Here is a 23,374-nt window from a genome sequence, read left to right on the forward strand (position 1 = left end):
GCCGCCGAACAATTATTGTGGGAAAGCCCCGCACCTTCTGGTGCGGGGCTTTTCTGCGTTCACGGGCCCTTACGCACTGTCACACGGGAGTGACCAGGCGCGCGTCGTAGGCCAGGATGACTGCCTGGACGCGGTCCCTTGCGCCGGTCTTCGCGAGGATGCGGGTCACGTGTGTCTTCACGGTGGATTCGGCGAGGTGGAGACGGGTGGCGATCTCGGTGTTGGACCAGCCCTGCCCTATGACCGTGAGGATCTCGCGCTCCCGTTCCGTCAGGGCGGTGATGCGCGGATCCGAGACGGCCCGGGTGCCGGGGACGGCCGGGAGATGGTGGACGTACGCGTCGAGGAGCCGGCGGGTCAGTGTCGGGGCGACCACCGCGTCGCCCGCCGCCACGGCGCGGATACCGGCGAGGAGTTCCTCCGGAAGGGCGTCCTTGACCAGGAAGCCGCTGGCGCCGGCGCGCAGGCCGTCGTAGGCGTACTCGTCGAGGTCGAACGTCGTGACGATGAGGATGCGGGTGCGGGCGCCCGACGCGATGATGCGCCGGGTCGCCTCGATGCCGTCGAGGCCCGGCATGCGGATGTCCATCAGTACGACGTCAGGGTGGTGGCGGGCGACCAGGTGGACGGCCTCGGTGCCGTTGTTCGCCTCGCCGACCACGGTCATGTCGTCCTGGCTCTCCAGCAGCATGCGGAACCCGAAGCGCTGCATCGGCTGGTCGTCGGCGATGAGTACCGTCGTCACGGGTGCGACTCCTTCAAGGGAAGACGGAGCTGTACCTGCCATCCGGTGTCGTCCGGAAGCGGGCCCGCTTCGAGGGAGCCGTCGTACAGCGCGGCGCGTTCGCGCATGCCCATGATGCCCTGGGCTGCCAGTGGCGGGTCTTCTGTTTCCGCGGTCCTGCCGGCTCCGGTGCCTGTGTCGGTGATGCGGGCGTCCAGGTGCGTGCGTGAGTAGGTGAGGGTGACCGTCGCGGACATGGGGGTGGTCGCGTGCTTGAGGGTGTTGGTCAGGGCCTCCTGGATCACCCGGTACACGGTGAGTTGGCGGCCCGGGGTGAGGGCGTGCGGGGTGGGTTCGCCCTTCAGCTCCAGGTGGACGGGCAGGCCGGCTCGGCGTACGCGTTCGATCAGGGGGGCCAGTTCGTCCAGCGTCGGCTGAGGGGTGCGTTCGGCGTCGGGGTGGTCGTCGCGCAGGACACCGAGGAGGCGGCGGAGTTCGGACAGGGCCTGCCTGCTGGTCGTACCGATGGCCTCCAGGGCCTGGCCCGCGCGTTCGGGGTTCTTCCGGGCCGCGTACGCTCCGCCGTCCGCCAGGCCCGTGATGACGGACAGGTTGTGGCCGATGATGTCGTGCATCTCCCGTGCGATACGGGTGCGTTCGGCGGCGGCCGCGAGCCGGGCCTGCTGGTCGCGTTCGCGTTCCAGCCGGTGGGCGCGTTCGACCAGGGCCTCGGTGTACTCGCGCCGCGTGCGTACCGCGATCCCCAGGAGCACGACGAAGACCAGGCCCCAGACGTACGAGACCACTTCCTGGCCCCAGGTGGAGGGGATACGGACGCCGCCCGACAGGACCGGGGCGACGAACAGGAGGGTCGCTGCCCCGACCGTACGGAACGAGCGGCGCAGGACGATCTGGAAGACCGGGATCAACTGGAGGAGAGAGGCCTGCACCACGGTCCCCGTCCAGATGTTGACGACGGATATCGGCGTCATCAGGAGGAGTACGGCCAGGGGGTGCGTGCGGCGCCACAGCAGCGGCAGGGAGAACCCGAGGCTCATCAGGAGCACCAGGTGCTCGGGGGCGGTCACGGTCTCGTGTGCGGTGGTCCGCCAGCCGCCGGACGTGTAGTCGAGGACCGCGGCCACCGTCCAGAACCCGGTCAGCGCCGCGTCCCAGACCCGTGGCCGGCGCCGGTCGAAGGCGCGGAGCCGGTCCAGGGCGTCGCGGATGATCCGGGTGAGGGGCGGGACCGTGGCCTCGGTGTCCCGGTCCCGGTCGCCGTTCCGGCCCCGGACGCGGTCCCGGCCGCCGTCCCGGTCGCCGTCCCGGACGCGGTCCCGGCCCGGGGCGGGATTCGTGGGTGGGGTGGTCACCTGGTCGCTCCTCGTGGGTCAGACGTCGCGGCGCTTGAGTGTCAGCGCTGCCGCGGCCAGTGTCACGCCCGCCCACAGGGACAGGGCGAGCAGGGCGGGGCCGGGGGAGATCGTGCCCGGGATGGGGGTCGCGGAGCCGAGGGCGCCGGCGGCCTGGGTGGGAAAGTACATGATGGCGCGCTCGACGACGTCGTACGGGAGCATCCCGAGGATCTCCGGCAGGATCATGACCCCGCCGATGAACGCGCCGATCGCGCCCGGCACCGACCGCAGCAGCGCGCCGAGGCCGAGGGCGAGCAGGCCCAGCAGGGTGAGGGCTCCGGCGTTGCCCACCAGCGCGCGCAGGACGCCCGGGTCGGTGAACGAGGCGGCCTGGTCGGTGTCGTGGAGGAAGGCCTGGGCCGCCGCGAACGTCACCACCGACGTCGTGAGCATGACCGTGAAGGCGGTGGCGGCGAAGACCGTGGCTTTGGCCCACAGGACGGGAAGCCGGGTGGGTACGGCGGTGAGCGAGGAGCGGATCATGCCGGTCGCGTACTCGCCGGCGGTCATGAGGATGCCCAGGACGACCAGGAAGATCTGGGCGAGCATGCTGCCGTACAGCGACAGGACGACGGTGTCGACGTCGGAGTCCCCGCCGCCGGAGGTGTAGGTCGCGCCCATGGCCAGGCCGACGCCGAGCACCATGACGACCGCCGAGGTGATGGTGATCCAGGTGGAGCGCAGGGAACGGAGTTTGTGCCATTCCGCGTGCAGGACGCGGGGCGGGGTGATGCGGTGCCGCGCCGAGGCGGTGGGGTGTGCTGTGGTCATGCTGCTGCTCCGGTGGTGGGTGTCGGCCGACGCGGGCGTTGCGGACGGTGGTCGACCGCTTTCTGGGTGAGGTCCATGAACGCCTGTTCCAGCGACACGGTCTGCGGTGTGAGTTCGTGCAGGGTGATCCCGTGCGCGGCGGCCACGTGTCCGATGTGTACCGCGTCCACTCCTCGGATCCGGAGCTCGTGGGCTTCCGGAGTGGGGCCGGGGGCGGGGCTGGTCGTGCGAGCCGCGGTGATGGTGACGTTCGGGGTCGTGAGGTGGGCTCTCAGGTCGTCCGGTTGCGGGGTGACGACCCTGACGGACGCCCCGCCGGCCGACCGGATCAGTTCGGCCACCGTGGTGTCGGCGAGGAGTCTGCCGCGGCCGATGACGATCAGGTGGTCGGCGGTGAGGGCCATCTCGCTCATCAGGTGGGAGGAGACGAGGACCGTGCGGCCTTCGGCGGCGAGGGAGGTCAGGAGGGTGCGGACCCACAGGACGCCTTCGGGGTCCAGCCCGTTGACCGGTTCGTCCAGGATGACGGTCGCGGGGTCGCCGAGGAGGGCGGCGGCGATACCGAGCCGTTGGCCCATGCCGAGGGAGAAGCCCTTCACCCTGCGGTGGGCGGCGTCGGTCAGCCCGGCGAGGTCGATGACCTCCTCGACGCGGCGGCGTGGGATGCCGTGGGTGAGGGCGAGGGCCATCAGGTGGTTGAAGGCGGACCGGCCGGGGTGGACGGACCGGGCCTCCAGCAGGGCCCCGACCTGGGTGAGGGGCGCGGGATGGGTGGCGTAGGAGCGCCCGTTGACGGTGGAGCGGCCCTGCGTCGGGGCGTCGAGGCCGAGGAGCATGCGCATCGTCGTCGATTTCCCGGCGCCGTTGGGGCCGAGGAAGCCGGTCACCGTGCCGGGGCGGACGGTGAAGTCGAGGTCCCGGACGACGGTTCTGTCGCCGTACCGCTTGGTGAGTCCGTGTGCCGTGATCATGCGGTCGACGCTACGGAGCCGGTGGCGGCCGGTCGTCCGACCGGGGACCGGACGTGGGGGCGGGCGTAGTACCGGGGTACGACGGGTGCCGGTGCGGCGGATTACTCGGTTGAACGTGGGACGGGCGCGGGTGAGGATCGCGGTATGGACTATGTGGTGCGGGTGGCGCGGGCCGACGAATGGCCGCAGGTCAGGCAGTTGCGGTTGGACGCATTGCAGGACCCGGCGGCCCCGGTGGCATTCCTGGAGTCGTACGAGGACGCTGCGGCGAAGCCGGATGTGTTCTGGCAGGAGCGTGCTGCCGATGCCGCCGAGGACGGACCCGGCCGCGTCCGCCAGTTCGTCGCGGAGTCGCCCGAGGGGGAGTGGGTGGGGACGGTCACCGTTCTCGTCGAGAGCCCGGACGACGAGGTGCGCTTCGGGGAGGCCCCACCGGTGCACCAGGCGCACCTGGTCGGTGTGTTCGTCCGGCCCGAGGTGCGGGGGACCGGCGTGACCGACGCGTTGTTCCGGGAGGCCGTCGCGTGGGCGTGGTCGCTGTCCGCGCCCCGGATGGAGCGGGTGCGCCTCTACGTGCACGAGAAGAACCCGCGGGCCGCGGCGTTCTACCGGAAGTTCGGCTTCGTGCCCTCCGGCCGACGGATTCTGGCGCCGGGTGACCGGGGTGAGGAAGAGGTGGAGTACGTCCTCGGGAGGGCGAGGTAGGGAGGCCCTGCCTGTCTCGCTAGCCCATGCCCGGGGCCGGTGCGTGCAGGGGTTCCCGCCAGCGGGCCCGGCCCTGTTCCCGGGAGCGGAGCAGTACCAGCGCGGGCATGCCTCGGGCTGTGCCGGTCGCCAGCAGTTCCGGGAGCTGGGGGAACGGTGCCACGGCCGCGACGTCGTCCAGGACGAGCGTCATTGGTGGGTCGAGCCGACCGTCGGTTGACCGTGCGGCCATGCGGCGGCCGTGCTCGACCACGTCTGCGGCCAGCGCGGTGAGGAGGGGCATCGCGCCGGGGTGTGAGCGGGGATCCTCGATCGGTTCGCCCACGAGGTAGAGCGTTCCCCCCTCGCGGGCAAAAGATTCCAGCGCGGCCGTATCCGATCGGTTGGCCGTGCAGGCCTCGCGGATGTGCACCGAGGAGAGCGCCGAGAGGGCCCGTACGGTCAACTCCCGAGCCGCCTCGCGCCGTTCCGGGTAGGCCGTGAGTGCCGACTCCAGGAGCCCGGCGAGACCTGACGCGGCCTTGGGGTGCGTACGGAGAAGGCGTACCGGTTCGTGAGCGGGGGACCCCGAGGCCCAGCGGGCGACCTGGCGGAACGGGCGGCCGTCCACCGCCGCGGCGTGCAGCCAGCACTGGAGGAGCGTCTGTGCGGTGTCGGCCACGGCCGCGTCGATCCTGGCCGGTGGGCGGACCGGGGCGAGGAGGGCTGCTGCCCGGGCGGCGGCTGTGTCGGGCAGCTCGCAGCCTGCGGTGGGCGACCAGTGGAGGCGGGCGGGGGTGTCGCAGAGGTGGCCGGGGTCGTGGACGAGGACGGGGCCGAGCTTGGCCCGGGCGTCCTTCGTCTCGGCCCAGACCGTCGGGTCCGATGTGACGACCAGGGCGGGGCCCTCGGCGTCGTGGATCGCTTGGACGACGGTGGGGCGCCGGGCGGAGGCGGGGGCGTAGACCAGGAGGGGCGTGCGGGGGGACGGGAGAAGCGCCGTGCTCGCTTCGGGCGGAGAGGGCGGCTTCTCGGCCGGAGGTGGTGTCGATGTCGGAGGTGCTGGTGGTGGGGTTTCGGCTTGCGCTTGGGGTGGTGCCTGGGGCTGGGGCAGGGGGTGGGGGTGCGGCTGGGGGTGTAGCTGTTCCTGCTCCTGGGGTGGGGTCGGTGCCGGCCTGTCCGCGGGGAGCTGCGGCGCGTGTGCCTTGAGGGCCCGTTCCTCGCGGCGTTGTTCCCGTACGGCGCGGCCACGGGACACGACCCCGAGCGTGAACACCGTGAGGACCAGCAGCACCATCAGTTCGCCGATGAACAGGCCCCAGAACAGGCCGTATCCGGAGAGCTGGGCCGGGGGCGTCTCCGGCCAGGCCGCGGGGAGGTCCTGGGGCGCGGTGACCAGTTCGCGCAGGGCGAGCGGGGTGCGGATGAACGTCACCCCGTCCGGCCAGGCCCCGTGGGTGAGGAGGCAGGCCAGGCCGGTGGCCGTCCAGGTGACCAGGGTGGCCGCGAGGAAGAGGGCCAGGAGGCCGATCAGCAGGCCGTCCGGGATGCCGCCTCCGCCCGGGGAGCGGGCGTCGTCACTGTCCTGATGGGCGGGGCCGTTGCTCCGGCCGCGCGGTGCCTGGCGTGCCATGTCAGGCCACCGTTGACTCTGACGACTCGTTCATCCGTTTCTGGTGCTCGATTCGGGCCGCCCGTTGCTCCGCCTCCAGTTCGGCGGCGCGGATGTCGTCGGGGAGCAGGTCGTCCGGGTCCGGGGCCGAGCCCTCGGTCATGGCGCGGTCGGTGAAGACCAGAGGCCGTTCAGCCTCGGTGATCAGGTGTTTGACCACCTGGACGTTGCCGTTGACGTCCCAGACCGCGATGCCGGGGGTGAGCGTCGGGATGATCTCGACGGCCCAGCGGGGCAGGCCGATGACCCGGCCGGTCGCTCTGGCCTCGTCCGTCTTCTGTGCGTAGATCGTGCGGGTGGAGGCCATCTTGAGGATGGCCGCCGCTTCCTTCGCCGCTGCTCCGTCCACCACGTCGCTGAGGTGGTGGACGACGGCGACGAACGAGAGGCCGAGGCGTCGTCCGAACTTCAGCAGGCGCTGGAAGAGCTGGGCGACGAAAGGCGAGTTGATGATGTGCCACGCCTCCTCGACCAGGAAGATGCGCTTCTTGCGGTCGGGCCTGATCCAGGTGTGTTCCAGCCAGACGCCGACGATCGCCATCAGGATCGGCATCGCGATCGAGTTGCGGTCGATGTGCGAGAGGTCGAAGACGATGAGCGGCGCGTCGAGGTCGATGCCGACGGTGGTCGGGCCGTCGAACATGCCGCGCAGGTCACCGTCGACGAGCCGGTCCAGGACGAGGGCGACGTCCAGGCCCCAGGCCCGTACATCGTCTATGTCGACGTTCATCGCCTCGGCGGACTCGGGCTCGGGGTGGCGCAGCTGCTCCACGATGTCCATCAGCACCGGCTGGCGGTCGGTGATGGTCGCGGTGACGTAGGCGTGGGCGACCTTGAGCGCGAAGCCGGAACGCTCGTCGAGGCCGTGGCCCATCGCGACTTCGATGATCGTACGGAGCAGGGCGAGCTGGCCGGTGGTGGTGATGGACGGGTCGAGGGGGTTGAGGCGGATGCCGCCGTTGAGGGCTGCGGTCGGGTCCAGGCGGATGGGGGTTATGCCCAGCTCCTGGGCGATGAGGTTCCACTCGCCGACGCCGTCCTCGCCCTGGGCGTCGAGGACGACGACCTGGCGGTCGCGGAAGCGGAGCTGGCGCAGGACGTAGGTCTTCTCCAGTGCCGACTTGCCGTTGCCGGACTCGCCGAGGACCAGCCAGTGAGGGGCGGGGAGCTGCTGGCCGTACAGCTGGAAGGGGTCGTAGATGTAGCCCTTGCCGCTGTAGACCTCGCGGCCGATGATCACGCCGGAGTCGCCGAGGCCGGGGGCGGCGGTGGGGAGGTAGACGGCCTGGGCCTGGCCCGTGGACGTACGGACGGGGAGGCGAGTTGTCTCCACCTTGCCGAAGAGGAAGGAGGTGAAGGCATCCGACAATGCGGACAGGGGGTCTCGCATGGCGTGGGTGCCCTCTCTTCCTGCGGGTTGGGCGGCTCGGGCGGCTTGGGCGGCTTGGGCGGCTTGGGCGGCTTGGGTTCGGTGTGCTGTGCGGGTGTTCGGGTCAGCGGCGGATGCCGGTGGCGAACGGGAGCGTGTTCACGAAGGCGCGGTGGTGCTCGCGGTCGCACCACTCCAGCTTGAGGTACGACTTGCCGGCGGAGGCGCGGATCGTGCGCTTGTCGCGGGCGAGCGCTTCGGGTGAGCGGGACGACACCGTGATGTACCCCACCAGGTTCACTCCGGCCGCACCGCTGGCGAGATCTTCACCCCGCTGGTCGAGCCGGCCGTGGGCGGCGATGTCGCGGGGGTCGACGGTGCGGTTCATCTTGGCCTGGCGGCTGGCCTCGGCGTCGTCGTTGGTCTTCTCGGTCAGCATGCGTTCGATGGCGACCTCGGTGGGTTCGAGGTCCATGCAGACGGCGACGGTACGGATGACGTCGGGGGTGTGGACGAGGAGCGGGGCGAGGAAGTTGACGCCGACGGGGGTCATCGGCCACTCCTTCACCCAGGCCGTGGCGTGGCACCACGGGGCGCGGGTGGTGGACTCGCGGGTCTTGGCCTGGAGGAACGTGGGCTCGACCGCGTCCAGTTCGGCGGGCCAGGCGTTGCGCTTGGTCATGGCCTGGATGTGGTCGATGGGGTGGTCGGGGTCGTACATCGAGTGCACGAGGGAGGCGACGCGGCTCTGGCCGAGCGGCTGACGGACCCGGATGTCGGCCTCGGCGAGACGGGCGCAGATGTCGGTGAGCTCGCGGGCCATGACGGCGGCGAGGCCGGCGTCGCGGTCGAGCTTGCGGCCGCCGTGGGGGCGGGCCGCGCGGGCCACGGCGTTGGCCTCGGCGGCCAGTTCGCGGCTGTAGTGCATGCAGGCGACGAGGTAGGCGCGGTGCTGCTCGCTGGAGGTGGAGACCATGGACTGGAGCTGGTCGTAGGAGTCCTGGAGCCAGGCCGGGGACGCGTGGTCGCCGCGCTGGGCGACGTCCTTGGCGTGGGCGTCGGGGTCGGCGGGGAGGGTGCGGGCGAGCATCTGGAGGCGGGTGACGAAGCCGTCGCCGTTGGCGACGTGCTTGAGGAGGGTGCCGAAGCGGTCGACGAGGGCTTCCTGGTCCTCGCTGTCGCGGAGGCCGACGCCGGGGCCTTCGATCTCGATGGCGGCGGTGACGGTGCGCCGGTCGGCGTGGAGGAGTACGGCGATCTCGTCGGGGCCGAAGGGGGCGGCGAGCCAGCTGATCCGGCCGATGCCGGGGGGCGGGCCGATCTCGACCTCGCGGCCGTCGACGCTGACGCCGGCCTCCATGGCGCCGGAGCGGTAGGTGGTGCCGCGGCGCAGGGAGCGCTTGAAGGTGCGGTTGATCTCGAACCACTTGTAGAAGGTGCGGCCCTTGTACGGGACGTACACGATGGCGAGGGCCAGCATCGGGAAGCCGACGAGGCAGACGATGCGGAGGGAGAGGAGGGGGACGAGGAGTCCGCTCATCATGCCGAGGAACGCACCGGCGATGATCAGGGCGATCTCGCCGGTCTCGCGGTTCTTGCCGACGATCGCGTTCGGCCGGGCACGGCCGATGAGATACGTGCGGCGGGGCGTCATCGTGTGGGACTGGGTCGTCAACGCCCTCCACCTCCTGTGCTCGAGTTACCTGTGGTGCCGAAGCCGCCTCCGCCTCGGGAGGAGCGGCTGCTGTGGGGGGTGGCGGAGGTGGGTGCGGAGCCGCTGCGGGGCGAGGGGGCGGCGGAGGGGACAGATCCGCCGCCGCCCCCGCCGCCTCCGCTTCCGCCGGAGGTGCGGGAGCTGTGGGCGGCGACGCCGCCGCTGACCGGGTTGGCGGGGCGGGCGCCGCCTCCGCCGCTGTGCTGGTCGTTGCGGCCGCTGTGGGTCTTGATGCCCTGGGAGACGAGGGCGGCCGGGGAGCTGATGAGGGCGGCGGCCTGGGAGCCGTCGGTGGCCTGCTTGCGGTTGGTGCGGGCGCCCTGGATCTCGTCGCCGAAGCCGGGGACGAAGCGGTAGATCATGGCGGAGGCGAAGATGGCCAGCAGGATGATGGAGAGGCCGGAGACGACGGCGGAGAAGGCGTCGGGGCCGTCGCCCGAGGAGAGTGCGCCGGCGAGGCCGAGGACGATGACGATGACCGGCTTGACCATGATCACCGCGATCATGATGCCGGCCCAGCGGCGGACGTGGCCCCACATGTTCTTGTCGACGAGGCCGGCGTAGACGACGATCCCGAGGAGCGCGCCGACGTAGAGCAGGGCGGCGCGGATGACGAGCTCCAGCCAGAGGATGCCGGCGGCGAGGATCGAGACGAGCGAGACGACGATCAGCATGATGGGGCCGCCGCCGATGTTCTCGCCCTTCTTGAGGGCCTCGGCGAACGAGCCGAAGAACACGTCGGTCTGGCCGCCGGTGGCGGAGGCGATGATCTCGGTGACGCCGTCGGTGGCGGAGACGATCGTGTAGAGGATCAGCGGGGTGAAGGCCGAGGCGAGGACGGTGAGCCAGAGGTAGCCGACGGCCTCGGAGATCGCGGTGGTGAGGGGGACGCCGCGGATGGCCCGCTTGGCGACGGCGAGGAGCCAGAGGACGAGGGTGAGGATGGTGGAGGCCGCGAAGATGACGGCGTACTGCTGGAGGAACTTGGGGTTGGTGAAGTCGACGTTGGCCGTGGAGTCGACGGCCTCGCTGAGCTTGCCGACGATCCAGGAGGCGGCGTCGGCGCAGCCTCGGGCGAGGGAGGAGAGGGGGTCGAGGGCGTCATCGGTAACCGGAGGCGCGGACCCGCTCCGGGCGTTCTCTCCGTCTTCGCAGTAGTCCCGGGCGAGCCCCACAATGAGGTCACAGGGGTTGTCGCTCTGGCTTGGGGAGGGCGACGGCGTGGGATCAGCGGCTGCTCGTGGTGCGGTGAGGAGCAGGAGCGTGGGCACGATGCCTGCGATACCGGCCAGTTTCAACCTGTTCGGCCGACGGCTATCGGGCATAGGTGAAGCCTCCGTATCCGTCGACCGCGGCTGCCATGTCGTCGGCGGTTGAGGCACGGTTGTCTCCGTTGACCGGCGTCGGCCCCTCCGCCTGGCTCGATGAGGAGATCTTCCAATCCCCTGCAACCCACTTGAGCTCCTGCGAGATGGTGAACCACGTTCCGGTGACCGGCTTGGTGGCGCCTTCTCCAGCTAGTCCGACGAGACCGGTGCACCAGACCTCGACTGTGGCCGCGTCGCCGTCCATGTCGACAACCTTGGTTCCGACCGGCACGGTCCTTGAGATGAACGTCAGGCCGGTTGGTGTCGTCCCGTCCTCGTTGAGACCGACGTTTGCGTAGAAAGCTGGAGAATAGGCGGCGTCTAGGCTTTTCTGCAGCTTCGGTACCACTGCTGGATCGTGCGTAACCTCGATGATGTTGCGACGTGTGTCGGAGTTGAACATCTCCGCCGACCCCAGCGCCACCGCATAGTTCGCCGCCGCGCTCTGCGCCCCCTGCTCGTCGTGGGCGAAGCCGGAGGGGATCGTGCCGTTCTTGCCCTGGACGGGCTTGGTGCCGGTGGCCGCGGTGGGGGCGCTTCCCCCGGTTCCGGGGCTCTTGGCGCCCGGGGACGCGTCGTCGTCGCTGCCACCGCCCCGGTTGGCGAAGGCGATGGCGGCGACGAGGAGGACGACGATGCCGGTGATCGTCACGAGGGAGCGGGAGTTGCGGGCGGGGCGGCGCGCGCCGGGGTTGCCCGGGTCGCCGTCGGGGAGACGGGTACGGGTCTGACGGGTGCCGCCGAGCGTGCTGTACGGGTCGTCCGTCCGGCCCCCCTGGTCCTTGCCGCGGTAGTCGTGCTCGTCACCGGGACTCATGCCGCGTTCGCTCCCTCGGTCGTGTGCAGATCCGCGCAGGACGACGGTAGCTGTGCTGGTTGCCGCTTGGACGCGGTGTGGTGACTCGACATCAGGGAAACGCAACCTCAGCCGGTGGGCGCGACGGGCGGATGGTGGGGAGCGGGCTGGGACGGCCCGGCGGGAACAGGCCGTCGGTGGGTCAGACGGCCGTTCCGTATCAGACGGCCATGCCGTACACGATGGTGAACAGGGTCCCCAGGGAGCCGATGATGAAGACCCCTGTCAGCCCTGCCACGATCAGCCCCTTGCCCTGCTCCGCGCTGAACGTGTCGCGCAGTGCCGTCGCTCCGATGCGCTGCTTCGCGGCGCCCCAGATCGCGATGCCGAGGCAGAGGAGGATGGCAATGGCCATCACCACCTCGATCATGATGCGCGCCTCATTGCCCAGCGTCCCGAACGGCCCCCAGTCCGGGGCGATTCCGCCGATGATGGTGGTGATGTCGCCCTTCTCTGCTGCCAGGATCATGTAAGTCACCGCCCCTGTTGGGTAGTTCGCTGCCCGTGCCGTCCGGCATGGGTCGCCTTCTATCTTCGCTGATGAAGCCGCGCTCGCACGACGCCTTCCGGGGTCTCTTTACCCGGAATCTCGCACGTTTGACCGGGGCGGCCGCCCTGACCTGCGGCTCGTCCACTTCTCGTGGATATGGCTGGTTACTCTGTGTATCACGGGCCGTGACCAGGAGCAACGACGGTGGCCATGGGTTCTGATGCGGTGGCAGCGTTCGCGGGGCACGGCGTGTTCGTATGCGCCGTTCGAGAGCCGTGGGTGCGCCGGTAGTAGGAGACCGTGACGGCCCCGAGGAGTGGACCCCACAGGACGAGCGGCTGGTAGATGACACCGACCAGCAGACGGCCGACGGGGGTCATGTCCGGGTGGGGATACGTCCACCACAGCGGCATGGCCGCCCAGAGCGCCGTCAGCGCGAGGGCCCCTGCGGCGGCCGGCACTACGGCGGCCAGCGGGCGGACGGGGCGGCCACCGATGACGGGTATCCAGCGGGGCAGCGTCTCGCCCCACGGCCGTACCAGGCCGAGGGAGAGCAGGGCGAGCAGCTCGCTCACGATGCTCAGCATCAGCATCCACAGCTTGGCGCCCGGGGTGTCGAACGGCACGAAGCCGGCCGCCGTGTATCCGGACGGGAACCCGCACATCATCGCCAGCCTCCAGAGCCCGGTCGGCAGCGCGAGCAGCGTGATCAACTGCGCGGCGCGGACCGCCCACCGAGGGGGCGGGGATGTGGCGGTGGGGCGTTCCTCTTGGGGGCGCATGCGTTCCATCGTGGTCAGTGGGCTGTGGCTGGGCGTCAGCTTCTGTTCCCGACTCTCCGGTTCCGCGGTACGAGGCCCGGTGCACGGGGCTCCGCCGTGTGGCGGAGAGGGCCTCGGCCGCGCGCGCTCCGTACGAGCGACCGCCGCCGTGCGCCCGTGTGTGCGCCTGTGTCCGCCTCCCCCTTCGTTCGGGTGAACCGGGCGGGCTCCGCAGGAACGGGAGCGCTGCTTCGACCGGCCGGGAATCACGGGGAGCGGGTGCGTGGGGCACTGGCGTTCCGCGTGTTGACGTACGGCATGTCGCGTACGGCGGATTTGGCACAGTGCCGCCCCATGATCAGGAGAACGGGGTGAGCGGTATGGGCGGAGTGACCGTGGTCGGGCAGCCGAACGACGGCCGGGAGTGGGCGGGGGCGCCGGCGGGCGCGGCCGGATCGGCGGGGGCGGCTGAGGGAGGGGATCTCCGTCACAGCCGTGGCCCGTGGGTGCGGGCCGCCGCCGGGGCCGACCAGCTGGTTACGCTCCTCGGCCCGGTGAAGGGCGAACTGGAGGTGGCGCACCAGGGCTTGACCGCCGGGGCCGGAGCGCTGTCCGCACTGGCGGAACTGGGTACCGTGCGGGCCTCGTGGGAGCGCCGGATCGAGGAGGCCCGCAAGGAGTGCGGAAGCCTCGGCGGGAAGATGCGCGCGGTCGTCCAGGGCCAGACACAGGCCAACGAGGCGGTGAGGAGCGGCTTCGACGGGGTGAAGGCGCCGAGCGTCGGTGGCGCGCGGTGAGCGGGCGGAGCGGTGGGGCGGGTTCCGCCCTGACCTGGTCGGCGTTACGCGCGGTGAAGTGCGCCGAACTGGAGCAGGCGGCGGACGGCTGGGGCCGGGTCAGCAACCGGGCGGACGCGGTCCGGGACCGTATCGAGGGAGAGCTGCTGCCGGGCCTGCGCGATACGCAGAAGGGGGAGGCGCCGGACGCGGCCGTGAAGGGGTTGCGGCGGCTGGGGAAGAACTTCCAGTACATCTACACCGAATGCGGGCTGCTGCGGACCACGCTGAACAGCCTGGCCCATGAGATCAAGACCCAGCAGCGGGTGTTGCAGGGGGCGCTGGACGATGCGGCGGCGCTGAAGTTCACGGTGCGGGCGGACGGTTCGGTGACGTATCCGGCGGCGGGGGAAGGCCTGATCGACGGGAAGCCGCTGGCGGGCGGGACGGCGTCGGGGGTGCCGAACCCGGGCATGGTCCCGCCGTCGGGCCTCGTCCCGCCCAACCCGAACGCGGGCAAGGCCCAGGACATCGCGGACCGGGTGGCGCAGGCGGTGCGGGCGGCAGCCGATGCGGACTGGCGGCACGCCAGGATCCTGCGGTCGCTGAAGGCGCACGAGGGGCTGGGCGTTCCGGTGGGGACGTGGACGGACGCGGCGGCCGATGCGGCGGCGGTACGGGGTGCGGCGCGCGGATACCTGAAGGATGCGATTCCGCACGATGCGAGTCCGGCGGAGCGGAAGGCGTGGTGGGCGGGCCTGACGGACGAACAGCGCGAGGAGTACCTCGCGGTGTATCCGGACCAGATCGGGAACCTGGACGGGATCCCGGCCCTGGTGCGGGACGCGGCGAACCGGGACAACCTCCAGTTGCTCATGGGGAAGCTGGAGGGGCGGGACGACGCCGATTCGGCGACCAAGCTTGCGGCGCTGCGGGAGATCGACCGGCAGCTGAGGGCGGTGCCGAAGGTGGGGGAGCCGCCGATGTACCTGCTCGGGATCGGGGATCAGGGGAACGGCCGGGCGATCGTTTCGTACGGGAACCCGGATACCTCGCGGAATGTGGCGGCTTATGTGCCGGGGTTGAATACGTCGTTGGACAAGGAGTTTGCGGAGGGGGATCTTAAGCGGGCGCGTGACACCGCTGCCGCTGCACGGGATATTGACCAGTCAAGTGCCGTGATCACTTGGTTGGGATATGACGCACCGCAGAGTCCGGATGGCTGGAGCAGTCTGGCGGTCGCTGGTACTGGGAGAGCGGAGGCCGGCGGTCGCGCGTTCAACGGCTTTATGGCCGGGATGGTGGCGTCGAACGATCACGCTGATCCGAACCTAACGGCTATCGGTCATTCCTACGGGTCGCGAACGGTCGGAGCTGCGACGCAGCAAGGGGGTGGAATTCCCGGTGTGACGGACATCGTACTGGTCGGCAGTCCTGGCGTGGGTGTGGATCGGGCCGAGGATCTGGGAGTGGGGAGGGATCATGTCTACGTGGGGGCGGCAGAGAACGACGTGGTGACCAAACTTCCGGCGAGCGAGCACGCGGTGATCTCGGGAATAGGGCGAGCTTTGGGCCCGGTTGGTTCCCTGGTGGACTTGGCGAACGGAGGAGACGCCGACCTATGGTTCGGCACGGATCCGGCGAGCGAAGAGTTCGGTGGTCGGCGCTTCAGTGCGGATGACGGGCCTCCGTTGATCGGCCCCGGGCGCGTTACTACCGACGCGCATTCGCAGTACTTCGATCCAGAGTTGGACTCCACATCTTCCCGGAGTATTGCACTGATTGCTGCCGGGCGCGGGGAGGAAGTTAAGCCGGAGCGGCCGCGGTGAAGCTGCGCTTGCGAATTCTGGCGCTGGCACTCACTGCTGGAATTGGGTCGATGGGGTGCGCCAAGCAAGAGGAGAGTCGATTGGACATGCAGGATGCCGCGATGCGTTCGGATGCGATTCTTGATGCCGTTATTCGAGAAATTCGCCCGGAGGTGCGCTGGGTGCACGGTTTCACTTCGACGGGGGTGTGCGAGGTGACGCGGAGGCGCGTCGTGATGACCAGGATCTCGGAAGAGCGGAGAGGGAGCTTTCTAGGGGTGGTCGATAGGTTCTGGCGCAAGAGTGGATACCAGATGACTGCGGTGAACAATAGTGCCGAGTTTCCTGCCATCTATGCCCGCACCATCGATGGGTACCGAATGAGTCTGAGCATTGGTGGCCAAGGGCAAGCATTTTTCCAGGTGGATACGCCCTGTGTTCAGAAGTCGGAAGTGCTGGACTCCACCACCCCGGCCACCGCGTTCCTCGACCCCGACGCGGAGCTCATCCCACGCCCCGACATCCACTCCGACTTCTGGTCGGCAGGTGGGTCGTGATCGGGCCACCCTGGCTCAACTGGGCTGGCCCACAAGGGCTTTGAGCCCCGTATTGGGTCCTGGGGCCCATGTCGTGTCCCCTGCTCGTGTGGTCGCATACGCGGAGTGACTGACCTGTCGCCCGTTCCGCCCACTCACGAGGTAGGGGACTGCTCTTGTCCGGCATACGAAGAAGCGTGGTCCCTGATGGCGTCGATGTAAGCGCTGCCGTAGCGGATCCCGGCGGGCGGTTCATGCCTCGGCCGTTGCAGGCGGCCCTGATCCTGCTTCACGTTCTCTTCGTGGCCACCCTGGTGGGCGCCGTCCGGGCCCTGTCGACGGCTTCCTCGGTCGACGCGGTCGACGGGTACCTCCTCGGGCTGCTGCTCTACGCGTCGTTACCCGGGGTCGCCGTCTTCGTGCTGTCGCTGTACGTCCGTCACGGCGGGGTTCGCGTCTGGTACGGGCTCCTTGCCGTGCTGGGCTGGATCGTCCTCGGCGCCCTCGCCGAGCTCAGCGGCGGGGCCGAGGGCCTGGGCCTCGCGCGGCTGGTCCTACCGGTGGCCGCCGTCGTCCTGCTGTGCCGACCGGAGAGCCGCCGGTGGTTCCGCAGCGGCCCGGAGCAACGGGCCGAGCAACGGCTGTTCAGCTTCGCCGGGATGATGAAGCTTCGCCGCGACCGCGGGCAGACCGCCCTGGAGTACCTCGGCCTCGTCCTGGTCGTCGTCGCTCTCGTCGGCGGGCTCATGGCCACGGGGACGGGGCAGCAGCTGACCGCGGAGATCCGCAGCGCGATCTGTGAACTGACCGGCAGTTCGTGCCCGGCGCCGGGACGCGACGTCGTGGCCGGTGGTGACAGCGGCAGCACAGGCGGAAGCACCGACGGCAGCGGTCCCCCTGACGCCCCTGGAGCCGGCGCCGACGGCAGTGGTGGAGCGGGCGAGTCCAGCCTCACCGGTGGTACCGGCAGCACCGGTACCAGGGGTGAGACCGGCGACACAGATGACTCAGGCGACTCAGGCGACTCAGGCGGCTCAGGCGACGCGGGCGACACAGGCAACTCAGGTGGCACAGGTGGCACAGGTGACAGCGGCAGCACCAGTGGCACTGGCACCCCTGACGCCCCTGGCACCAGCGGTAGCACTGGCCGCCCCGGCACCACCGGCGGCGACTCCAGCACCGACGGCCGCCCCGGCGATACCCCCAACGCCTCCGACACCCCCACCGCCCCCCACGACACCCCCCAAGGCAACACCCCCTTCCCCCACAGCGACTTCATCGTGTCGGTTGACGCGGGTAGACCCGCAGGGCCCAACGGCGGCGGGTTCCTCGGCGGGTTCCTCGGGGACGGGCTGGGGGGCGACGTCCGCGGGGTCGTCGACGCTGTTCTGCGGCCCGGGGAGACCGGGCGGGGCATCGTCGATCGGTGGGCGCGCGACACCCGTGGCGCGGAGCAGAAGTGGGCGCGGGGTGACTACATCGGCGCGGCCTGGGACTGGAACAAGGCCGTCGGCGGTGCCGGCGCCGGGCTGGCGATGCCCGGGTCCGGGGCGCGGGTCGACGCCGAGGTGCGGGACGCCGAGCGCGCGCACCTCGGCGCGCGGATCCCGCAGAACGCCACGCCCGCCGAGCGCAAGGCCTGGTGGGACGGGCTCTCGCCGGAGGAGCGGGAGCTGTACATCGAGCTCGTCCCGGAGCGGATCGGCAACCTCGACGGCATCCCCGTCCTCGCCCGGGACGCCGCCAACCGCCGTAACCTTCCGGCGCTCATCGACAAGCTGGAGGGGGTCGACACCGACAAGGCCCGCGACCAGCTGGCCGGGCTGCGCGAGATCGAGCGGCAGTTGAACGAGAACGGGCAGCCGCCGATGTATCTCATCGGGATCGGGGACGAGGGGAACGGGCGGGCGATCGTGTCGTTCGGGAACCCTGATGCCTCGCAGCATGTGTCCGCGTATGTGCCGGGGCTCAACACCTCCCTCGACGAGGAGTTCGCCAAGAACGACCTCGGGCGGGCCCGCGACACCGCGATCGGGGCGCAGGGGTACGACGAGTCCACGGCGTCCATCGTCTGGCTCGGGTACGACGCTCCGCAGCTGCCGGACAAGGACGGGGTGGCCGGCTACTTCGCCGTCATGGGCACCGGGCGCGCCGAGAAGGGCGGGGCGGCCTACCGCGACTTCATGAGCGGGATCTCCGTCACCAACCAGAGCAAGGACCCGCACCTGACCGCCATCGGGCACTCCTACGGCTCCCGCACCGTGGGCGCGGCCGCGGCCCGGCCCGGGGGGATTCCCGGGGTCGACGACATCATCCTCGTCGGCAGCCCCGGCGTCGGCGTCGACCACGCCGTGGACCTCGGCGTCGGCAGCGAGCACGTCTTCGTGGGCGCCGCCGCCAACGACCCGGTGACCAAGTTGCCCTCGAAGACCCAGGTCGTGGTGGGCGGGCTCGGGCTGGTCCTGGGCGGGCCCGGCGGGGCGTACGTCGCCGGGGATCTGGCCGATCCGGGTGACGACGACCTCTGGTTCGGGAAGGATCCCGCGAGCAAGGCGTTCGGTGCGCGGCGCTTCCCGGTGGCCGACGGTCCGCCCCTCGTCAGCGGGAGCGGCATCAGTCTGGACTCGCACTCGAACTACTTCAGCCCGGAACGCGACGCCGTGTCCGCGGACAGCATCGCCCTGATCGTGTCGGGCAACGCCGAACGGCTCAAGATGGAGGAACCGAAGTGAGGCGAGCGAAGCGGGCCCTGCCCCCCGTCGCGGTGGTCCTGGTCCTGGCCCTCGGGGTTCCGCTGGCCGGGTGCGGGAGCGAGAGCGGTTCGCGGGGGAGCACCACCAGTGCCGGGAAGGAGACAGGCGTGGATATGCAGGAAGCCGCCGAGCGGTCCGACGCCATGCTCGATGCCGTCCTGGAAGGCATCGATCCCGATCTGCAGTGGGCCCACGGGCCCACCACCACCCGGGCCTGCGGGGTGACCCGTCGGCGTACCGTCATGACCATCGTCTCGGCCGAGCGTCGGCAGACGTTCCTCGACCGGGCGGAGAACTTCTGGCGGAAGAACGGCTACCGGATCAAGGCCGTCAACAAGGACGAGAAGTTCCCCGCGGTCTACGCGGTCACCAAGAGCGGATTCGGTGTCAGCGTCTCCTTCCGGGGGAAGGGGCAGGCCTTCCTGGAGGCCGACACCCCCTGTGTGAAGGAATCGAAGGTCGCCGCCCCCACCTCCGAGCCGAACGGTCCCGCCTACGAGAACGTCTACCCGCTGCCCCGGCCGAATGTCCGTTCCGACTTCTGGTCGGGAGAGGGTGAGTGAGGGGCTGTCAGCTCTGTTGCCGGTGAGCCGTCGGCGCCCCCGTGTGCTTCGGGTGCGCCGGTGGTGTGCCGCGGATGACTCGTACACACCGTCGAAAACACCTCTGAAGCGCGTCCCGATGGGGGATGGTTGAGGGGTGCGGAAATTCTGGGTGTTCGGTGGCATCGGCGTCGGCATGGTCATGTGCTTCCTGGCGCTGCTCGTCGTCGGTACGTACTCCGCCGCCGCCGGGCTCGCCGGGTCGGGGGGCGGCGGCGCCGTCGCGCTGGCCAAGGGGGCCGTACCCGCACGCTTCCAGCCTCTGGTGCAGAAATGGGGCAACCTCTGTCCCGCCATCAACCCCGCGCTGCTGGCCGCGCAGTTGTACCAGGAGAGCGGCTGGAACCCGAGGGCGCAGAGCCACGCCGCCGCGCAGGGGATCGCCCAGTTCATCCCCGGCACCTGGGCCACGCACGGGATCGACGGCAACGGCGACGGCAAGCGAGACGTGTGGGATCCCGCCGACGCGATCCCCTCGGCCGCTTCGTACGACTGCGAGCTCGCCGGGTACGTGAAGAAGGTCCCGGGCGATCCGACGAGCAACATGCTCGCCGCGTACAACGCCGGCGCCTACGCGGTGATCAAGTACGGCGGTGTGCCTCCTTATAAAGAGACGCAGAACTACGTCAAGATCATTCGGTCCCTGGAGAAGAGCTTCGCCCGGCCCGTCGGCCGGGTCGCGCCCTCCCGGCAGGCCGCCGGGGCCATCTACTTCGCCCAGAAGAAGCTCGGCACGCCCTATCTGTGGGGCGGGAACGGAACGCCCGAGCAGCAGGGGCGGTTCGACTGTTCCGGGCTGACCCAGGCCGCGTACCGGACTGTCGGGATCGACCTGCCGCGCGTTGCCAATGACCAGTACAACGCCGGGCCGCATCCCTCGCGGGACGAGCTGCTCCCGGGAGATCTGGTGTTCTTCTCGGACGACCTCACCAATTCGCGGGCCATCCGGCACGTCGGGTTGTACGTCGGGGGCGGCTATATGATCAATGCGCCGTTCACCGGGGCGGTCATCCGGTTCGACAAGATCGACACACCGGACTACTTCGGTGCGACCCGGGTCACCAAGGACGGTGCCGCCGCCCTGCCGACCGACCTGCCCACGGGGTGACGTACGTCTCGCGCGGGCTTCCGGAGCGGCGAAGGGTGCTGACGGGCAGTCGGCCCTGGCGGGAACTCTCCGTGAAGCCTGGGCCCTGAGCTGCGACGACGAGTCACTCTTCGATAACGTCATAGTGATCATTCGGTGGAGAACGGAACGCACGCGACGCCCGGGCCGTTCCCTGGACAGGGAACGGGAACGCCACGCGCACCGACCATGCGTCGCTGTGAAACTGTGCGGTGCAGTGCGGTGACGGATCGCACCGGATACGGGGGTTCGACCAGGGCGGCGCGTAAGGACGCGCGTCGCGGCAGAGAAGCAGACAAGGCAAGGGGCCGCAGCAGATGGCTGGACTCGAACTCGACGGGTCGAACCCGGACGTCAGTCTGCTCTACGACATCAACGGCCTCGCGAAGGCCGCTCCGACCTGGTTCGACCGGGTCATGGAGTACGTCGGCGAGTACGGGATCATGTTCGGTCTCGTCCTGGTGGGCCTGTGGTGCTGGTGGAGCATGCGGGGGCGCGGGACGGCCGAGGACGCCGTGACGGCCGCCGCCGCCATCGTCTGGGCGCCGCTCGCCGCCGCCATCGCCATCCTCATCAACATTCCGATCCGCGGCTTCGTCGAACGGCCACGCCCCTTCAACGACCATGACGGCCTTGAGGTCCTGATCCACGGCAAGACGGACTTCTCGTTCGTCAGCGACCACTCCACCCTGGCCATGGGCATCGCCGTCGGCATCTTCGTGGCGAACCGGAAGTTCGGCTTCTACGCGATCGGACTCGCGCTCTTCGCCGGGTTCAGCCGGATCTACATGGGCGTCCACTACCCGACCGACGTGATCGGTGGCTTCGCCCTCGGTACGGCGGTCACCCTGCTGCTGGCCCCGCTCGCCATGGCGCTGCTGACCCCGCTGATGGCGGCGGTCGCCCGCTCGCCGCGCGTCGGCTGGTTCGTCCGGTCCACGAGCGCGGCCGTCGCGTACGCGGACGAGCGCGGCGAGGCGGTCGGCATCCCCGAGCCGCGGCCCGGTTCCCGGCGGGGCGACCCGGGCGAGAAGGACCTGGCTGCCTGATCCCCCGGGGCCCTGCCTCCCCCCTTCCGCTCTCCCCGTTCCCCCAGGTGTCTTCCGCGCCTGGGGGTTCGTGCTGTACGGGCCCGGTTGCGGCGCAGCCGTACGGCGGACCCGCGCGGTGGATCAGGGGGCGGCGAGGTGTTCGGCGGCGTCCGTGCGGGCCCGGTCCCGGGATCTGCGTGCCGGGCCCGACCAGCCGCAGCTGCACCGGGCCAGGCAGAACGAGCCTCGTTCGATCGTCGTGGCGCTGTGCCCGGCGGGCGGGCCCGGAGGGGGAGCCTCCGACAGGGATGCGGACAGCGGTTCGGACAGCGGTTCCGCGAGGGCGGGGGCGGTCCGGACGGGGGTGCGGGGCGCGGCGGTGGTGCGGGCCGCGGCGGGGGAATCCTCATGCACCCGTCCACGGTACTGGCCCCGGAGCCCCCGTGGCGTGACGGGGGACGGCGGCGGTCGTTATGCGGAGCGGGTCAGGGCTCGGCCGGGCGGCAGTCGTTGGGGGTTGGCAGGCGATGGTGGTGCAGCAGTACAGGGACGGAGGCCGGGCCCGTGCTGTCCGCGCCCTCACCGCGGTCGGGGTGATCGCGGTCACCGCCGGGTGTTTCGGCGGGAGCGGCGGCGCGGGCGACGGATCCGGGCAGCGTTCCGTGGCCGCCGACCGGCCGCTCGATCTGCTCGGGCAGGCGGCGGACGTCCTCGTCGAGGCGGGCGGTGCGGAGACCCGTACGTCGATGGAGACGGCGGCCGGCGGTACGCGGGTGACGATCCGGGGGCAGGGGGCGTACGACTTCCGCAAGCAGATGGGACAGCTGCGGGTGGTGCTCCCCAAGGACGCCGCGGGCAAGGACGCCGCCGGTGTGGGCGGGCACCGGCCGATCACCGAGCTGCTGGCCCCCGGGGCGCTGTACATGAAGAACCGCGGGGCCGGGGTGCCCGACGACAAGTGGGTCAGGATCGACACCACCGGCCTGAAGGACGGCAACCTCGTCACCGGCGGGGTCACCGACCCGATGGCCGCGGCCGAACTGCTGCGCGGCGCGGCCGATGTGACGTACGCGGGTAAGACCGAGCTGGCCGGGGTGACGGTGCATCACTACCGGGGCGTCGCCGACCTGGGCCGGGCCGCCCGGGCCGCCTCGGCGCAGTCGCGCGGGGCGCTGAGCGCGGCTGCGAAAGGGTTCCGCAAGGATGCCGTGCCCTTCGACGCCTACCTCGACGACGACGGCCGGCTGCGGAAGGTCCGGCACCGCTTCACCTTCTCCTCCGACGACCGGGGCCCGGGGGTGTCGGTGGTCTCGACGCTGCTGCTGTACGGGTTCGGGCTGCCGGTCACGGTGACGCTGCCGGACGAGGGCGCCATCTACACCGGCGAGATCCGGCAGGGCTGAGGGGTGTCGGCCGAAGGGGGCGGGGTGCCGCGCGGGGTGGAGGTGCCGCGCGAGGTGGAGATGCCGCGCGAGGCGGAGGTGCCGGGCGGGGTGGAGGTGCCGGGCGGGGTGGGGGAGGCGCGGGGACCGGCACGGGCCGGGGGACGGCGCCGGTTGGGAGGGGGCTCAAAATGGTCCGTCCGTGCCATGCGCGGCACGGGTCGCGCTCTCTAGGCTGGGATGTCGGTGTTGCCAGAGGCCGGGTACGGCCGGGAGGACGGCAGAGAGAGGTGACGCACGTGGTGACGCTCAGCGCTCCGAACGCTCAGGACTGTGTGGCCCTCGCCGAGATCGAGCTGTGCGGCGAGCTGATGATCGCCGCGTCGGCCGCGGGCGAGGAGCGCCTCAGTCCCGACCGGATCGACGAAGTGCTCGACGTCCGGGGTGCGGAGTCCTGGGCGACGGTGCCCCGGCAGGCCGCCCGCCGGGGTGACGCCCGCCGAGGGTGACGCCCGTACCCGCGCCCGTACCCCTACCGTCGCCGGAACCTCCGCCGGCACCGCCCG

Annotated in this window: 22 protein-coding genes; 10 read left to right on the forward strand and 12 right to left on the reverse strand. The window is 70.7% G+C overall.

Annotated elements, in window-relative coordinates:
* Positions 1–79: 79 nt before the first annotated feature.
* The 4 genes from IE145_RS09525 to IE145_RS09540 are packed head-to-tail and all read right to left on the reverse strand — an operon-like array spanning position 80 to position 3,881.
* The gene (locus IE145_RS09525; protein WP_189520487.1) at positions 80–745 is read right to left on the reverse strand and encodes a response regulator; all 666 of its coding nucleotides are present in this window, start codon (positions 743–745) and stop codon (positions 80–82) included.
* Entirely contained in the window at positions 742–2,097 is a 1,356-nt protein-coding gene (locus IE145_RS09530; protein WP_373296580.1) for a sensor histidine kinase, read from the reverse strand. Before IE145_RS09530 ends, IE145_RS09525 begins: the two co-directional genes overlap by 4 nt.
* 18 nt (positions 2,098–2,115) lie before the next feature.
* Positions 2,116–2,910 carry an ABC transporter permease gene (locus tag IE145_RS09535; RefSeq protein ID WP_189520488.1) on the reverse strand — a complete coding sequence of 265 codons (795 nt, stop codon included), beginning with the start codon at positions 2,908–2,910 and terminating at the stop codon, positions 2,116–2,118.
* A complete protein-coding gene (locus IE145_RS09540; RefSeq protein ID WP_189520489.1) occupies positions 2,907–3,881 on the reverse strand; it encodes an ABC transporter ATP-binding protein in 975 nt (324 codons plus the stop codon). Before IE145_RS09540 ends, IE145_RS09535 begins: the two co-directional genes overlap by 4 nt.
* Before the next feature lie 144 nt (positions 3,882–4,025).
* On the opposite strand from IE145_RS09540, the gene IE145_RS09545 reads away from it, so the two are divergent.
* Entirely contained in the window at positions 4,026–4,586 is a 561-nt protein-coding gene (locus IE145_RS09545; RefSeq protein WP_189520490.1) for a GNAT family N-acetyltransferase, read from the forward strand.
* Between the two features lie 19 nt (positions 4,587–4,605).
* Here IE145_RS09545 and IE145_RS09550 read toward each other — a convergent pair whose 3' ends face one another.
* The 7 genes from IE145_RS09550 to IE145_RS09580 all read right to left on the reverse strand — a co-directional run bounded on the left by IE145_RS09550 (position 4,606) and on the right by IE145_RS09580 (position 12,824).
* Entirely contained in the window at positions 4,606–6,198 is a 1,593-nt protein-coding gene (locus IE145_RS09550; protein ID WP_189520491.1) for a type IV secretory system conjugative DNA transfer family protein, read from the reverse strand.
* Position 6,199: 1 nt separating this feature from the next.
* On the reverse strand, positions 6,200–7,627 hold the full coding sequence (locus IE145_RS09555; protein ID WP_189520492.1) for an ATP-binding protein: 1,428 nt from the start codon (positions 7,625–7,627) through the stop codon (positions 6,200–6,202).
* Between the two features lie 103 nt (positions 7,628–7,730).
* Positions 7,731–9,281 (reverse strand): SCO6880 family protein, encoded by a 1,551-nt coding sequence (locus tag IE145_RS09560; protein WP_189520493.1) that lies wholly within the window; start codon positions 9,279–9,281, stop codon positions 7,731–7,733.
* The gene (locus IE145_RS09565) at positions 9,278–10,645 is read right to left on the reverse strand and encodes a hypothetical protein (RefSeq protein ID WP_189520494.1); all 1,368 of its coding nucleotides are present in this window, start codon (positions 10,643–10,645) and stop codon (positions 9,278–9,280) included. The genes IE145_RS09560 and IE145_RS09565 overlap by 4 nt, the downstream gene beginning before the upstream one ends.
* Positions 10,635–11,504, reverse strand: a complete 870-nt coding sequence (locus IE145_RS09570) for a DUF8175 domain-containg protein (protein WP_189520495.1) — start codon at positions 11,502–11,504, stop codon at positions 10,635–10,637. Before IE145_RS09570 ends, IE145_RS09565 begins: the two co-directional genes overlap by 11 nt.
* Before the next feature lie 199 nt (positions 11,505–11,703).
* Complete coding sequence (locus IE145_RS09575; RefSeq protein WP_003968086.1) at positions 11,704–12,012, reverse strand: DUF8827 family protein; 309 nt, start codon at positions 12,010–12,012, stop codon at positions 11,704–11,706.
* A gap of 197 nt (positions 12,013–12,209) precedes the next feature.
* Positions 12,210–12,824, reverse strand: a complete 615-nt coding sequence (locus IE145_RS09580; RefSeq protein WP_189520496.1) for a hypothetical protein — start codon at positions 12,822–12,824, stop codon at positions 12,210–12,212.
* 350 nt (positions 12,825–13,174) lie between these two features.
* Between IE145_RS09580 and IE145_RS09585 the strand changes: the two genes are divergently transcribed.
* The 7 genes from IE145_RS09585 (at position 13,175) to IE145_RS09615 (ending at position 21,444) form a co-directional block, all read left to right on the forward strand.
* On the forward strand, positions 13,175–13,591 hold the full coding sequence (locus tag IE145_RS09585; RefSeq protein WP_229825484.1) for a hypothetical protein: 417 nt from the start codon (positions 13,175–13,177) through the stop codon (positions 13,589–13,591).
* Positions 13,588–15,399 carry an alpha/beta hydrolase gene (locus IE145_RS09590; RefSeq protein ID WP_189520498.1) on the forward strand — a complete coding sequence of 604 codons (1,812 nt, stop codon included), beginning with the start codon at positions 13,588–13,590 and terminating at the stop codon, positions 15,397–15,399. Before IE145_RS09585 ends, IE145_RS09590 begins: the two co-directional genes overlap by 4 nt.
* Complete coding sequence (locus IE145_RS09595; RefSeq protein WP_229825463.1) at positions 15,396–15,935, forward strand: hypothetical protein; 540 nt, start codon at positions 15,396–15,398, stop codon at positions 15,933–15,935. The genes IE145_RS09590 and IE145_RS09595 overlap by 4 nt, the downstream gene beginning before the upstream one ends.
* 233 nt (positions 15,936–16,168) lie before the next feature.
* On the forward strand, positions 16,169–18,646 hold the full coding sequence (locus IE145_RS09600; protein WP_189520499.1) for an alpha/beta hydrolase: 2,478 nt from the start codon (positions 16,169–16,171) through the stop codon (positions 18,644–18,646).
* Positions 18,643–19,230, forward strand: a complete 588-nt coding sequence (locus IE145_RS09605) for a hypothetical protein (RefSeq protein ID WP_189520500.1) — start codon at positions 18,643–18,645, stop codon at positions 19,228–19,230. The genes IE145_RS09600 and IE145_RS09605 overlap by 4 nt, the downstream gene beginning before the upstream one ends.
* 151 nt (positions 19,231–19,381) lie before the next feature.
* Positions 19,382–20,377 carry a C40 family peptidase gene (locus tag IE145_RS09610; RefSeq protein ID WP_373296582.1) on the forward strand — a complete coding sequence of 332 codons (996 nt, stop codon included), beginning with the start codon at positions 19,382–19,384 and terminating at the stop codon, positions 20,375–20,377.
* A 335-nt stretch (positions 20,378–20,712) separates the two neighbouring features.
* Positions 20,713–21,444 (forward strand): phosphatase PAP2 family protein, encoded by a 732-nt coding sequence (locus IE145_RS09615; protein WP_189520501.1) that lies wholly within the window; start codon positions 20,713–20,715, stop codon positions 21,442–21,444.
* Positions 21,445–21,567: 123 nt separating this feature from the next.
* Here the strand turns inward: IE145_RS09615 and IE145_RS09620 are convergent, their stop codons facing one another.
* Positions 21,568–21,840: a hypothetical protein gene (locus IE145_RS09620; protein ID WP_189520694.1), complete on the reverse strand. Its 273-nt coding sequence runs from the start codon at positions 21,838–21,840 to the stop codon at positions 21,568–21,570.
* A 113-nt stretch (positions 21,841–21,953) separates the two neighbouring features.
* Here IE145_RS09620 and IE145_RS09625 point away from each other — a divergent pair, with 113 nt between their 5' ends.
* Both IE145_RS09625 and IE145_RS09630 read left to right on the forward strand, forming a co-directional pair.
* Positions 21,954–22,829: an SCO4651 family lipoprotein gene (locus tag IE145_RS09625; RefSeq protein ID WP_189520502.1), complete on the forward strand. Its 876-nt coding sequence runs from the start codon at positions 21,954–21,956 to the stop codon at positions 22,827–22,829.
* A gap of 269 nt (positions 22,830–23,098) precedes the next feature.
* A complete protein-coding gene (locus IE145_RS09630; RefSeq protein WP_189520503.1) occupies positions 23,099–23,317 on the forward strand; it encodes a hypothetical protein in 219 nt (72 codons plus the stop codon).
* Positions 23,318–23,374: the final 57 nt, after the last annotated feature.

It is taken from the genome of Streptomyces sindenensis (genome assembly GCF_014649035.1).
GTDB classification, from domain to species: domain Bacteria; phylum Actinomycetota; class Actinomycetes; order Streptomycetales; family Streptomycetaceae; genus Streptomyces; species Streptomyces sindenensis.

Excerpts from the sequence above, each read along its gene's own strand:
- IE145_RS09570 (WP_189520495.1), bottom strand. The coding sequence starts at position 11,504 with ATGAGTCCCGGTGACGAGCACGACTACCGCGGCAAGGACCAGGGGGGC.
- IE145_RS09540 (WP_189520489.1), bottom strand. The coding sequence starts at position 3,881 with ATGATCACGGCACACGGACTCACCAAGCGGTACGGCGACAGAACCGTC.
- IE145_RS09555 (WP_189520492.1), bottom strand. The coding sequence starts at position 7,627 with ATGCGAGACCCCCTGTCCGCATTGTCGGATGCCTTCACCTCCTTCCTC.
- IE145_RS09565 (WP_189520494.1), bottom strand. The coding sequence starts at position 10,645 with ATGCCCGATAGCCGTCGGCCGAACAGGTTGAAACTGGCCGGTATCGCA.
- IE145_RS09625 (WP_189520502.1), top strand. The coding sequence starts at position 21,954 with ATGGTGGTGCAGCAGTACAGGGACGGAGGCCGGGCCCGTGCTGTCCGC.
- IE145_RS09585 (WP_229825484.1), top strand. The coding sequence starts at position 13,175 with ATGGGCGGAGTGACCGTGGTCGGGCAGCCGAACGACGGCCGGGAGTGG.
- IE145_RS09545 (WP_189520490.1), top strand. The coding sequence starts at position 4,026 with ATGGACTATGTGGTGCGGGTGGCGCGGGCCGACGAATGGCCGCAGGTC.
- IE145_RS09615 (WP_189520501.1), top strand. The coding sequence starts at position 20,713 with ATGGCTGGACTCGAACTCGACGGGTCGAACCCGGACGTCAGTCTGCTC.
- IE145_RS09550 (WP_189520491.1), bottom strand. The coding sequence starts at position 6,198 with ATGGCACGCCAGGCACCGCGCGGCCGGAGCAACGGCCCCGCCCATCAG.
- IE145_RS09535 (WP_189520488.1), bottom strand. The coding sequence starts at position 2,910 with ATGACCACAGCACACCCCACCGCCTCGGCGCGGCACCGCATCACCCCG.
- IE145_RS09575 (WP_003968086.1), bottom strand. The coding sequence starts at position 12,012 with ATGATCCTGGCAGCAGAGAAGGGCGACATCACCACCATCATCGGCGGA.
- IE145_RS09600 (WP_189520499.1), top strand. The coding sequence starts at position 16,169 with ATGCCTCGGCCGTTGCAGGCGGCCCTGATCCTGCTTCACGTTCTCTTC.
- IE145_RS09580 (WP_189520496.1), bottom strand. The coding sequence starts at position 12,824 with ATGGAACGCATGCGCCCCCAAGAGGAACGCCCCACCGCCACATCCCCG.